Source organism: Streptomyces sp. NPDC051109 (genome assembly GCF_044455885.1).
In the GTDB taxonomy this organism is placed as follows: Bacteria; Actinomycetota; Actinomycetes; order Streptomycetales; family Streptomycetaceae; genus Streptomyces.
The window spans coordinates 1-11354 of record NZ_JBITFF010000053.1 but is presented as its reverse complement, the minus strand read 5'-3'; the positions used below and the strand labels follow the sequence as shown (position 1 = coordinate 11354).

Annotated in this window: 10 protein-coding genes and 1 pseudogene; 4 read left to right on the top strand and 7 right to left on the bottom strand. The window is 72.2% G+C overall.

Going from position 1 to position 11354, the window contains the following annotated elements; all coding sequences use genetic code 11:
• Positions 1 to 126 precede the first annotated feature (126 nt).
• On the bottom strand, positions 127 to 819 hold the full coding sequence (locus ACIBAD_RS37190; protein WP_398911458.1) for an HAD-IA family hydrolase: 693 nt from the start codon (positions 817 to 819) through the stop codon (positions 127 to 129).
• 143 nt (positions 820 to 962) lie between these two features.
• On the bottom strand, positions 963 to 1907 hold the full coding sequence (locus tag ACIBAD_RS37185; RefSeq protein WP_398911457.1) for a peptidoglycan-binding protein: 945 nt from the start codon (positions 1905 to 1907) through the stop codon (positions 963 to 965).
• 127 nt (positions 1908 to 2034) lie between these two features.
• Between ACIBAD_RS37185 and ACIBAD_RS37180 the strand changes: the two genes are divergently transcribed.
• Positions 2035 to 4101, top strand: a complete 2067-nt coding sequence (locus ACIBAD_RS37180; protein ID WP_134075842.1) for an MFS transporter — start codon at positions 2035 to 2037, stop codon at positions 4099 to 4101.
• 12 nt (positions 4102 to 4113) lie between these two features.
• Here ACIBAD_RS37180 and ACIBAD_RS37175 read toward each other — a convergent pair whose 3' ends face one another.
• Positions 4114 to 4638: a GNAT family N-acetyltransferase gene (locus ACIBAD_RS37175; RefSeq protein ID WP_398911455.1), complete on the bottom strand. Its 525-nt coding sequence runs from the start codon at positions 4636 to 4638 to the stop codon at positions 4114 to 4116.
• A 105-nt stretch (positions 4639 to 4743) separates the two neighbouring features.
• On the opposite strand from ACIBAD_RS37175, the gene ACIBAD_RS37170 reads away from it, so the two are divergent.
• A complete protein-coding gene (locus tag ACIBAD_RS37170) occupies positions 4744 to 5139 on the top strand; it encodes a nuclear transport factor 2 family protein (protein WP_134075248.1) in 396 nt (131 codons plus the stop codon).
• 98 nt (positions 5140 to 5237) lie between these two features.
• Here the strand turns inward: ACIBAD_RS37170 and ACIBAD_RS37165 are convergent, their stop codons facing one another.
• Positions 5238 to 5564, bottom strand: coding sequence for an antibiotic biosynthesis monooxygenase (locus ACIBAD_RS37165; protein WP_134075247.1), 327 nt, complete (start codon positions 5562 to 5564; stop codon positions 5238 to 5240).
• A gap of 120 nt (positions 5565 to 5684) precedes the next feature.
• On the opposite strand from ACIBAD_RS37165, the gene ACIBAD_RS37160 reads away from it, so the two are divergent.
• Positions 5685 to 7703 carry a bifunctional glycosyltransferase 87/phosphatase PAP2 family protein gene (locus ACIBAD_RS37160; protein WP_398911453.1) on the top strand — a complete coding sequence of 673 codons (2019 nt, stop codon included), beginning with the start codon at positions 5685 to 5687 and terminating at the stop codon, positions 7701 to 7703.
• 238 nt (positions 7704 to 7941) lie between these two features.
• Here ACIBAD_RS37160 and ACIBAD_RS37155 read toward each other — a convergent pair whose 3' ends face one another.
• Complete coding sequence (locus tag ACIBAD_RS37155; protein ID WP_134075245.1) at positions 7942 to 8319, bottom strand: DUF6193 family natural product biosynthesis protein; 378 nt, start codon at positions 8317 to 8319, stop codon at positions 7942 to 7944.
• Positions 8320 to 8452: 133 nt separating this feature from the next.
• Entirely contained in the window at positions 8453 to 9697 is a 1245-nt protein-coding gene (locus tag ACIBAD_RS37150; protein WP_398911450.1) for a cytochrome P450, read from the bottom strand.
• A gap of 241 nt (positions 9698 to 9938) precedes the next feature.
• Between ACIBAD_RS37150 and ACIBAD_RS37145 the strand changes: the two genes are divergently transcribed.
• Complete coding sequence (locus tag ACIBAD_RS37145) at positions 9939 to 11108, top strand: steroid 3-ketoacyl-CoA thiolase (protein ID WP_030163191.1); 1170 nt, start codon at positions 9939 to 9941, stop codon at positions 11106 to 11108.
• A 154-nt stretch (positions 11109 to 11262) separates the two neighbouring features.
• On the opposite strand, the pseudogene ACIBAD_RS37140 reads toward ACIBAD_RS37145, so the two are convergent.
• Positions 11263 to 11354: pseudogene (locus tag ACIBAD_RS37140) on the bottom strand (lytic transglycosylase domain-containing protein); the annotation flags it as partial.

Genomic DNA, 11354 nt, shown 5'->3' with positions numbered 1-11354 from the left:
CGGCCCGGACCGACACGGAAGGACAGTGGACTGCCGGGAAACCCCCGGACTCCCACTGACCCCACCAGGCCGCAGCTCCGCCCCCGGTGACCCCGATGCCCCCGCCGGCCCGCCTCCCGGGCCGGCTCAGGTCTCTGTGGCCAGCGTCAGTCGGATCGAGCCGCCCGGGGTCGTGGTCACCCGGATCGAGGTCAGGTCGGGGACGTGGGCCGTCGGGGCGTGGGCTGCGGCTCGGGGGCCTATGCCGATCACGCGCATGCCGGCGGCCAGGCCCGCGGCGATCCCTGCTGCCGAGTCCTCGAAGACGATGCAGTCGGCGGGGTCCACGCCCAGTTCGGCGGCGCCCATGAGGAAGCCCTCGGGGTCCGGCTTGCTGGCCTTGACGGACTCGGCCGTGACTCGTACCTCGGGCATGCGCAGGCCGGCGGCGGTCATCCGGGCCGTGGCCAGGGCCGCGTCGGCCGAGGTGACCAGGGCGTGCGGCAGCCCGTCGATCGCCGCCATGAACTCCGCGGCTCCGCCGACGGGGACCACGCCGTCGGTGTCGGCGGTCTCGCGGGCGAGCATCTCGGCGTTCTCGGCGTAATTGAGCTCCACCGGGCGCTCCGGCAGCAGGATGGCCATCGTGGCGTAACCCTGCCGGCCGTGGACGACCTTGAGCGCTTCCTCCGGATCCAGCCCGTGGGACACGGCCCAGTCGCGCCAGCAGCGCTCGACCACCGCGTCCGAGTTGACGAGGGTGCCGTCCATGTCCAGGAGCAGGGCCCTGGTGGTGAGGACGACGGAGGCGGTGGTCTTCGTGCTGGTGGTGGCCGACATCGGCGGTGCTCCAGACGGGGCGGGAAAGAGAACAAGCGGTTCCGCCCACCGGTCAGGGGTTGCGGGCGGAACCACTTTGTTCCTACACGATACAAAACCAGGGGCGGTCCGCGCCACCCGGGCCCGTACACCCCTGTGAGCGGTCAGCCCGTGCCCTCCAGGGCCCGACGGGTCTCGGGACCGTAGACGCCCCAGTCCTCGTCGATGTTGTTGCGCCACTGGAACTCCGAGACCGCGTTCTCCGTACGGTCGTCGAACCTGCCGTTGATCTTTCCCCGGTACAGGCCGCGCCCTGCGAGGAGCCGCTGCATCTTCTCCACCTCAGGGCCCGAATCCCCGTACCTCAGCGTCGGTGCCTTCGGGGGCGGCGGAGGTGAGCTCGGCGCGCGGCTCGTGCTCGCCGACTGGGTCGGGGACGCGGGCGCGGGGCTGCGGGAGGCGGTGGGCGACGCGGAAGACGACGCCGACTTGGAGGCGCTCGGCGAGGGCGAAGCGGAGGCCGAGGCGGAGCGGGAGGCGCTGTGCGCGGCCGTCGGCTGCGTGGGGCCGGCCGGAGCCAGGCTCGGGGCGGGCGCCGACGGCTTGGCGTCCAGCAGGACGGTGTCGCTGTCGCCCGAGCGCGGGAGCATCCCCAACGCCAGGGCCGCGGTGCCCACGGCGACCACCGTGCCGGCGCCGGCCAGGATCGTCGGGAGCCGCCGGCGGCGAGTGCGGCCGGACAGCTTTTCGGGCCCCCCGCCCCTCCCCCCGCCCCCCACTCCGTTTCGGGTGCCGGCTGCCGGGTCGGCCGCCCGGAGCCGGACCGTCTCGGCCGGCCAGCCCGCCTGCGGCGGGGAGTCCGGCCAGGCCACGGTGATGCCGTACGCCGGGGTGTCACCCTCCGGCGGCGTCTCCACTCCTCGGGCGTACCCGCCCGCGGGGCCGGCCAGCACACCCCGCACCTGCTGCGGGGGCGGCGGGTCCTCGGACTGGCGCGGCTCGGGGAGCGTCACGTACGGACGGATGCGCAGTGGCTCGAAACCGACCCCCGGCGCGCACCCGCAGTCGACGCCCACGGCGTCGCATTCTGGACAGCGCTCAGCGCTCACTGGAATCCCTCCCTGGCCATTGCCTGCGATTATGCAGACCCTCCGGGGCCCGCCCAACCCGCCCGAGAGGCCATATCCGGCCACACCGCTCAGGATGGACATGTTGATCCGGCCCGAGGAGGAGCGGATGGCTCAGGATGTGACCACGGAAGCCGCGGGACCCGGTCCCGAACCGCAGCCGTCCGGCCCCACCGCCGAGCACGCCTCCCGCGAGGTCCTCGTCTCCATCGGCGCCCTGCTGCTCGGCCTGCTGATCGCCGCCCTCGACCAGACCATCGTCTCCACCGCCCTGCCGACGATCGTCAGCGAGCTGGGAGGGATGGCGCACCTGTCCTGGGTCGTCACCGCGTACATACTGGCCTCCACCGCCGCCACGCCGCTGTGGGGCAAGCTCGGCGACCAGTACGGACGCAAGAAGCTGTTCCAGGGCGCCATCGTGCTCTTCCTCATCGGATCGGCGCTGTGCGGGATCGCCCAGGACATGCCGCAGCTCATCGGGTTCCGCGCCCTGCAGGGCCTGGGCGGCGGCGGACTGATCGTGCTGTCCATGGCGATCGTCGGCGACATCGTCCCGCCCCGCGAGCGCGGCAAGTACCAAGGCCTCTTCGGTGCCGTCTTCGGCGCGACCAGTGTCCTCGGACCGCTGCTGGGCGGCCTGTTCGTCGACAACCTGTCCTGGCGCTGGGTCTTCTACATCAACCTCCCCATCGGTCTCGTCGCGCTCGTCGTCATCGCCGCGGTCCTGCACATCCCCAGGCGGCGGTCGAAGCACACCATCGACTACCTGGGCACGTTCCTGATCGCCTGCGTCGCCACCTGCCTCGTGCTCGTCGCCTCCCTCGGCGGCACCTGGGGCTGGGGCTCGGACCGGATCGTCGGCCTGGCCGTCCTGGGCGCCGTACTGCTGGCCGTCTTCCTCTTCGTCGAGCGGCGGGCCGTCGAACCCGTCCTGCCGCTGGGACTGTTCAGGATCCGCACCTTCACCCTCTGCTCGGTGATCAGCTTCGTCATCGGGTTCGCGATGTTCGGCGCGATGGTCTACCTGCCGACCTTCCTCCAAGTGGTCCAGGGTGTCTCGCCCACCTTGTCCGGCGTCCACATGCTGCCGATGGTGCTCGGCATGCTGATCTCCTCCACCGCCTCCGGCCAGATCGTCAGCCGCACCGGACGGTGGAAGGTCTTCCCGATCGCGGGCACGGGCGTGACCGCGATCGGACTGCTCCTGCTGCACCAGCTGCAGCGCACCAGCGGCACCTGGGAGATGAGCATCTACTTCTTCGTCTTCGGCACCGGACTGGGCCTGGTCATGCAGGTGCTGGTACTGGTCGTGCAGAACGCCGTCAGTTACGCCGACCTCGGCGTCGCCACCTCCGGGGCCACCTTCTTCCGCTCCATCGGCGCCTCCTTCGGCGTCGCGATCTTCGGCACGGTCTTCACCCACCAGCTCGACGGCAAGCTCGCCACCGCCTTCACCGGGCTTCCGGTGCCGCCCGGTACGGCGGCGCTGGTCGAGGCCGATCCACGGGCCGTCGGACGGCTGCCCGCCGGGCTGCAGCCGCGCGTGCTCGACGCGTACGCCTCCTCCATCACCGACGTGTTCCTCTACGCCGTGCCCGTCGTCCTCGTCGCCTTCGTCACCGCCTGGTTCCTCAAGGAGGACGTGCTCCGCGGCTCGGTCACCGCGCCCGACGTCACCGAGACCCTCGCCTCCAATCCCGTCCACCGCTCCTCCCGCGACGAGGTCGCCCGCGCGCTGACCGTCCTCGGCACCCGTGAGGGCCGCCGCCACGTCTACGAGAAGATCACCGAGAAGGCCGGCTTCGACCTGCTGCCCGCGGCGAGCTGGCTGCTGCTGCGGATCAAGAAGTACGGCTCCGCCGAGCCCGGGATGCTCGCGGAGCGGACCTCCGTGCCGGTGAAGGTGATCACGGACGCCGCCCGCCAGCTCGAAGAGCGCGGACTGGCCGTACGGGACGGGCTGCCACTGGTCATGACCGACCGCGGCCGGGAGGCCGCCGGGAAGCTCGCCGAGGCCCGCGAGGAGTCGCTCGCCGAACTGCTCGGCGACTGGTGGGGCCCGGACCGGCCGACCGACCTGGTCAAGCTGGTCAAGGAGATCAACGCGGAGCTCTGCGGATCCGACGCCGAGGAGCCCTACGACGCCGAGGCCCGCCGCGACCACGCCGCGCCCTGACCCCGACCCGGCTCAGGGCAGGGGCTTTTCGAACCAGTGCTCCGCGTACGGGCCCGCGTTGTACGCCGGTATCTCCGTGTAGCCCTGGCGCGCATACAGGGCTCGGGCCTCCACCAGGTCCGAGCGGGTGTCGAGGCGGACCCGCTCGGCGCCCAGGGCGCGGGCCGCCGACTCAAGGGCCGTGAGCAGCGCGGCCCCGCCGCCGGTCCCGCGGGCGCGCGGGTCCACATACACCCTCGTGAGCTCGGCGGTGGCGGGGTCGAGGAGTCGTATGCCGCCGCAGGCCCGGGGTGTGCCGTCCAGCCGGCCGACCACGAAATGGCCCGTCGGCGGGGCGAGGCCGTCGGCCGGGTCGTCCCGTAGGCCCTCGTCGGTCTCCGCCTCCGTCACGGGCCGTTTCCAGTACCGGCCGGCGACCTCCGCGTAGTACGCGCGGCGCAGCGCGGTGGCGTCCGGCGTGGCGAAGTGCTCGGCGGTGACGATCCAGTTGCCGGTCGAGGCAGGGGTGGATCCGGTGCTCATGCTGTTGGTGTCCATGGCGCCATTGTGGAGTCCGTGGGCATCCCGCCGCGTGGAATATCCACAGGTACGGGCTGATGATAGGAAAAGACGCACATCTCCCAGACGGAGGGCGGGAACGCCATGTCCGAACACCCTGACGCTGCCCTGATCCGCCGCGGCTACGAGGCTTTCGGCAAGGGCGACTTGGAGACGCTGGGCACGCTGATGACGGCCGACGTCATCCACCACGTGCCCGGCAGCAACCCCCTCTCGGGGCACCACAAGGGCCGGGAGGCGGTCCTCGACCTCTACCGGCGGTTCGGCACGGAGACGAACGGGACCCTCCGGGTCGATCTGCACACGGTGCTGGTCGACGGGCGCGGCCACGTCATGGCCTTCCACACGGCGCGCGGCGACCGCGGCGACCACGGCCTCGAGATCCAGGTGGGCCTCTTCTTCACGATCGTCGGCGGGAAGATCAGCGACATCGACCAGTGCACGCAGGACATCGACGAGGAGGACCGTTTCTGGGGCTGATCCGGCAGCCGGGATCCGCCGACCGGCCCCGACCGGCCCCCGACCGCCCCGGCCGCCCCTGACCGCCCCGGCCGCCCGGCCTCCTCGCCCCGCCCCGCTCAGCCCTGCGGCTTCGGCGCCGCCTGCTGTACGACCTCGAACGACCACACCGACGACCCCGAAGCCGCCGGCTTCGGGCGCTCGCCCGAGCCCCCGCCCTGGTGCGCCGCCTTCATGGGCCCCTCCATCCACGCCTGGAAGTCCTCCTCCGACCGCCACCGCGTGTACACCAGGTACTGGTCCGTGCCCTCGACGGGACGCAGCAGCTCGAACCACTCGAACCCGTCCGAACCCTCCACGGCGCCCGCGCGCGAGGCGAACCGCTGCTCCAGGACTTCCCGCTGCTCGGCGGGCACGGTCAGTGCGTTGATCTTCACGATGCTCATGCCCGCCATCCTAGGGATCCCGTGGGGGATATCGTCGTCCCCGGTAATGAAGTGGTGCACGAAACGCGGCAGCCAGGCGAAGTCAGGGTTGCGGTCAACAGGGCGGGAGGCCGGCGAGGCGTGGCTAACGCGGCAGAGCACAGCGGTGCGAACGGACATGCCGGGGTCATAGGCGGTAGCGGCAGGCTGGGGGCGGCACGGTTCCTCCTGTGGGCGCTGGCCGGTGTCCTCGCCGTCAGACAGGCCGCCGCCGTGCTGCGCGTGCCACCGGGCGAGTGGCTGGGCGAGTTCCGGCTCCCCAGCGCCTTCCCCGGGTCGCTGTACGACGGCGGCCAGTTCACCGGGACCCCCTTCGCCGGGCTGGTCCTGAAGCCGTTCCTCGGTCTCGCGGCGCCCTCCCTGGAGGTGGCCTGGACCTGCGTGACGCTGCTGCTCGTCGCCGCCGTCGGGCTGGTCGCCGCGCGCGGCCTGCCCGACCCCGTGCCGCGGCGCACCGCGCTGCTGGCCGCGCCCGTACTGGTCGGCCTGATGATGGTGTCGCTGCCGGTCCGCGAGGCCGCCTCGCCGGGCCAGACCGCCGTCCTGCCCGTCCTGCTGGTGCTGCTGGCCGTGTTCCGGGTACCCGGCGAGCGCCCGGCCGGGTTCCTCGTCGGCCTCGCCGCCGCGCTCCAGCCGGCCCTGCTGCTCTTCGCGCCGCTGCTGTGGCTCACCGGCCGCCGCCCCACCGCCAAAGCCGCAGCCGTGACCTTCGCCGCGGCCACCGCCCTGTCCTGGGCCGCCCTGCCGCGCGACTCCTGGACCTACTGGGTCCAGCACCTCGCCGGGACCGGGCTCGGCGGCGCCCCCGACGGCCTGGCCAACCAGTCCGTGCACGGCGCACTGCTGCGGCTCGGCCTGAGCGGTCCCGGCGAGATCCTGCTGTACGTGGCCCTCGCGGCCGGGATCGGCTGGGTCGGCCTGCGCCGCGCCGCCCGCTACGCCCTCGACGGCCAGCTGCTGCTCGCCGTCGCCGTCACCGGCTGCGTGGCCGTCGCCGTGGCCCCGACCGGCTGGCGCCACCAGCTGCTGTGGGTGCTGCTCGCGGTGGCCGGCAAGGTCGGCAAGCGGGCGGCGGACCGGCCGGTGTGGCCGGTGGCCGTGGTGCTCGCCATGACCCTGCCCAGCGACGTGCTGCTGCCCAACCTGGCCGCCCTGGCCCCCGTACGGGACAACGTGCTGCTGCTCGCCGCGCTGGCGGCCGCCTGCGCGGTGCCGTTCCTGCCGCGCTCCTCGCCGTACTGGCGCGAGCCCGTCCCGACGGCGTACGTCCGCCCGGCCGCCGCCCGGTGGGCGCGGGTGCCGCTCATGCCGTTCTGGCGGCGCGTGCTCTCGCGCCCCAACCTGTTGCTGGAGCTGCTGCTGATACGGGTGGGGTACTCCCTGTACTCGCACATCCGGGCCGCCGCGCCCAGCAGCCGCAGCCTCGCCGAAGGGCACGGCAGCCAGATCCACGCCGTCGAGCAGGCGCTGGGCATCGACATCGAGCGCGCCGTCAACCACGCCGTGGTGCACACGCCCTGGCTGGAGAAGTTCTTCAACTTCTACTACACGTCGTTCCACTTCGTGGTGCCGCTGACCATCCTGGCGGTCCTGTACTGGCGCAGGCCGGGCGACTACCGCTGGGCCCGCGCCTCGCTGGGCCTGGCCACCGTCCTCGCGCTCGTCGGCTTCTGGCTGTACCCGCTGGCGCCGCCGCGGCTCATGCCCGGCCTCGGCTTCATAGACACCGTGCACGGACCCCAGGATCTGGCCCATCCGCAGTACGGGGCGATGACCGCCATCTCCAACCAGTACGCGGCGATGCCCTCGCTGCACTTCGGCTGGTCGCTGTGGTGCGGGATCGTGATCATCACGCTGGCGCCGAAGGGCTGGCAGAAGCTCCTCGGGGCGCTGCACCCGCTGATCACGGTGTGCGCGATCGTCGCCACCGCCAACCACTGGGTGCTCGACGCGGTCGGCGGCGCGGTCGTCGTGACCGCCGGATTCGGGCTGGTCTACGTACTGTCGGGGCCGCGCGGGGCCGTCTTGCCGGCCGGGCTGAGCGTGCCGCGCCCGCGCGAGCCGGAGCGGGTGCGCGCCGCGACGCGTACGCGGGCGTAGGGAGCGGGCGAACGGGCGGCGAAGGGGTGCCGGGAGGGTCTCGTACCCGTCCCGGCACCCCTTCGGTGGATCGCCGCGTTGTCAGGATCCGCCGGGTGCGGCCGGTGCGCCACTCGGGCGCGATCGGCGCCTGCCGGCCCTGCGGAGCGGCGCCTGTCGGCCCTGCGGATCAGGGCGTGCCCCGTCGTGCGGGTCGTGCCGTGCCCGTCGTGCGGGTCATGCCGGGCCCTCGTACGGATCAGGCGTCCGGGCCCGGGGCCTCGGCCAGTCCCGCCACGACGAGGGCGACCGCCGCCTCCGCGGTGTCGGCCTCGCCGATCACGCGCTTCTGGGTCGGGCTCAGGACGCGGAACCGGCCGTCGCGCAGCGGCTCGACCGCAGGCGCCGCCACCTCGAAGGGGTGGCTGGTGCGGGCGCTGAACCACAGGGTGAAGTGGCTGGTGAACGGGTAGAGCCGGCGCAGGGACGGTTCTGCGGAGGCGGCGTCGATCAGCGCGAGCACGCCCCGGCTCAGGACCGGGGAACCGCCCCGTTCGTGCATCAGCCGCCATGTCGTCGGCAGGCGCTGCCAGCGCGCTTCCACGCAGTCGGCAGGCCCGCTTGCCTGAAGGTTCATCCGCGCAGTCTGACGGCAGGCCGCCCCCGGGACAATGCCCCGGACGCAGCCGGACCCGACGGAAGTTCCGCGGACGGCGGGGGCCGGGGCGTGGGAGGAGCGGCCCCTGCCGTCGCGGACCACGGGCCGGCCGTCAACCGTGGCTGACCCGGAGCTCCTTGATGCCGTTGAGCCAGGCCGCCCGCAGCCGCCGCGGCTCCTGCCCGGCCAGCCGCAGGTCGGGCAGCGAATCGGCCAGCGCGTTGAAGATCAGGTCGATCTCCATGATGGCCAGGGACTTGCCGAGGCAGAAGTGCGGGCCGCCGCCGCCGAACCCCAGGTGCGGGTTCGGGTCGCGGGTGATGTCGAAGCGGTCGGGGTCGGTGAACACCTCGGGGTCGTGGTTGGCGGAGGAGTAGAACAGCCCCACCCGGTCGCCCGCCTTGATCTTCTGCCCGCCCAGCTCGGTGTCCCGGGTGGCGGTGCGCTGGAAGGACACCACCGGGGTGGCCCAGCGGACGATCTCCTCGGCGGCCGTCGCCGGCCGGGTCGCCTTGTACAGCTCCCACTGCTCCGGGTGGGTCAGGAAGGCGTGCATGCCGTGGCTGATGGCGTTGCGCGTGGTCTCGTTGCCGGCGACCGCGAGCAGCAGCACGAAGAAGCCGAACTCGTCGGAGCCCAGGTTGCCCTGGCCCTCGGCGGCCACGAGCTGCGTGACGATGTCCTTGGCCGGGCACTCCTTGCGGGCGGCGGACAGGTTCATGGCGTAGCCGATGAGCTCCATCGCCGCGTTGGACCCGACTTCCTCCGTGATCGCGTACTCGGGGTCGTCGTACGCGATCATCTTGTTCGACCAGTCGAAGATGCGCAGCCGGTCCTCCTGCGGTACGCCGATCAGCTCGGCGATGGCCTGGAGCGGAAGCTCGCACGCGACCTGGGTGACGAAGTCGAAGCTGCCGTCGGCGGAGGCGGCCAGCGCCTCCGTGACGATCTTCCGGGCCCGGTCGCGCAGGGCGCCCTCCAGGCCGCGGATGGCCCGCGGGGTGAAACCGCGCTGCACGATCTGGCGTACGCGGGTGTGTTCCGGCGGGTCCATGTTCAGCATGATCAGGCGTTGGGCGTCTATCTGTTCGCGCTGGATGTGCTCGTTGAAGCGGATGATCGCCGTGTTGGTGGTCGAGGAGAACAACTCGGGGTGCGTGGAGACGTACTTGACGTCCGCGTGCCGGGTCACGACCCAGTAGCCGTCGTCGTCGAAGCCGGTGACGCCCCGCCGCTGGGGGCACCACCACACGGGTGCGGTCTGCCGCAGCTGTGCGAACTCGGGGAACGGGACGCGGTCCTGGAGCAGGTCGGGATCGGTGGCGTCGAAGCCTTCGGGCAGCGCGGGACACGACATCGGGCGACTCCAAGGTCTGACGGCCCATCAGAAGTTGGCTTGAAGGTAGTAACGAGTTCTAGAAGTGACAAGGTCCCTCGCGCCAACTGTTGCGTGTGGAATCCGTGTAAGGCACGTGCAAGACCCTTGCGTGCCGGGGTCGCAGGTCATAAGACTGCGGGGAGAACTAGAACGCGTACTAGTTCGGGCGGGGCGCCGGGACGGCCCGCCGCGTCGGCACAGTGCAGGAGAGGACGAGCTCATGGCCGCGGAACCCGTCATCGTCGAAGCCGTACGCACCCCCATCGGCAAGCGCGGGGGCGCGCTCGCCAACCTCCATCCCGCCTACCTGCTCGGTGAGACGTACCGCGAACTCCTCGCCCGGACCGGAATCCAGCCCGACTGCGTCGAGCAGATCGTCGGCGGCACCGTCACCCACGCCGGCGAGCAGTCCATGAACCCGGCGCGCAACGCCTGGCTCGCCATGGGCCTGCCGTACGAGACCGCCGCGACGACCGTGGACTGCCAGTGCGGCAGCTCCCAGCAGGCCAACCACATGGTCGCCAACATGATCTCCGGCGGGGTCATGGACATCGGCATCGCCTGCGGCGTCGAGGCGATGAGCCGGGTGCCGCTGGGCTCGGGCTCCAAGCACGGGCCGGGCAAGCCCTTCCCGGACGAGTGGAACGTCGACCTCCCCAACCAGTTCGAGGCCGCCGAGCGGATCGCCCGCCACCGGGGTCTGACCCGCGAGGACGTCGACCGGCTCGGGCTGCTCTCCCAGGAGCGGGCCGCCGCGGCATGGGCCGAGGAGCGGTTCAAGCGGGAGACCTTCGCCGTCCAGGTCCCGACGACGGAGGAGGAGCAGGGCGCCGGGCAGGGCATGTGGCGGCTGGTCGACCGCGACGAGGGCCTGCGCGACACCAGCATGGAGGCGCTGGCCCGGCTCAAGCCGGTCATGCCGACCGCCGTGCACACCGCCGGGAACTCCTCGCAGATATCGGACGGGGCCGCCGCCGTGATGTGGGCCTCGCGCAAGATGGCCCGCGCGCTCAAGCTCAGGCCGCGCGCCCGGATCGTCGCCCAGACGCTCGTCGGCGCCGACCCGCACTACCACCTGGACGGGCCGATCGACGCGACGCGGGCCGTGCTCGGCAAGGCCGGGATGTCCCTCAAGGACATCGACCTCGTCGAGATCAACGAAGCGTTCGCCTCCGTCGTCCTCAGCTGGGCCCAGGTCTTCGAACAGGACCTGGAGAAGGTCAACGTCAACGGCGGCGGCATCGCGCTCGGCCACCCCGTCGGCGCGACCGGCGCCCGGCTGATCACCACCGCACTGCACGAGCTGGAGCGCCGGGACAAGGAATTCGCCCTGATCACCATGTGCGCGGGCGGCGCGCTGGCGACCGGGACGATCATCCAGCGGCTCTAGGCGGCGCCGGACACCCGCTCTGGCGGCGCCCGCCGCACGGACCCTGTGGGATGGGAAACAGAAGGCCCCGGTGGCCGGACCTGGGGAGGTCCGGCCCCCGGGGCCTTCGCACTGCTCGTGCCTCTGCTCGCGCCGTCAGGCGGTCACTGGTGGCTTAGTACCAGTGGTGGGTCTGCCAGAAGTTCCAGGCGCCGACGGGGCTGCCGTAGCGGGAGTTCATGTAGTCCAGGCCCCACTTGATCTGGG

Bases quoted from the DNA above. Each gene is read 5' to 3' on its own strand.
- ACIBAD_RS37190 (WP_398911458.1), bottom strand. From the start codon at position 819: ATGTCGGCCACCACCAGCACGAAGACCACCGCCTCCGTCGTCCTCACC.
- ACIBAD_RS37175 (WP_398911455.1), bottom strand. From the start codon at position 4,638: ATGGACACCAACAGCATGAGCACCGGATCCACCCCTGCCTCGACCGGC.
- ACIBAD_RS37170 (WP_134075248.1), top strand. From the start codon at position 4,744: ATGTCCGAACACCCTGACGCTGCCCTGATCCGCCGCGGCTACGAGGCT.
- ACIBAD_RS37150 (WP_398911450.1), bottom strand. From the start codon at position 9,697: ATGTCGTGTCCCGCGCTGCCCGAAGGCTTCGACGCCACCGATCCCGAC.
- ACIBAD_RS37180 (WP_134075842.1), top strand. From the start codon at position 2,035: ATGGCTCAGGATGTGACCACGGAAGCCGCGGGACCCGGTCCCGAACCG.
- ACIBAD_RS37155 (WP_134075245.1), bottom strand. From the start codon at position 8,319: ATGAACCTTCAGGCAAGCGGGCCTGCCGACTGCGTGGAAGCGCGCTGG.
- ACIBAD_RS37165 (WP_134075247.1), bottom strand. From the start codon at position 5,564: ATGAGCATCGTGAAGATCAACGCACTGACCGTGCCCGCCGAGCAGCGG.
- ACIBAD_RS37145 (WP_030163191.1), top strand. From the start codon at position 9,939: ATGGCCGCGGAACCCGTCATCGTCGAAGCCGTACGCACCCCCATCGGC.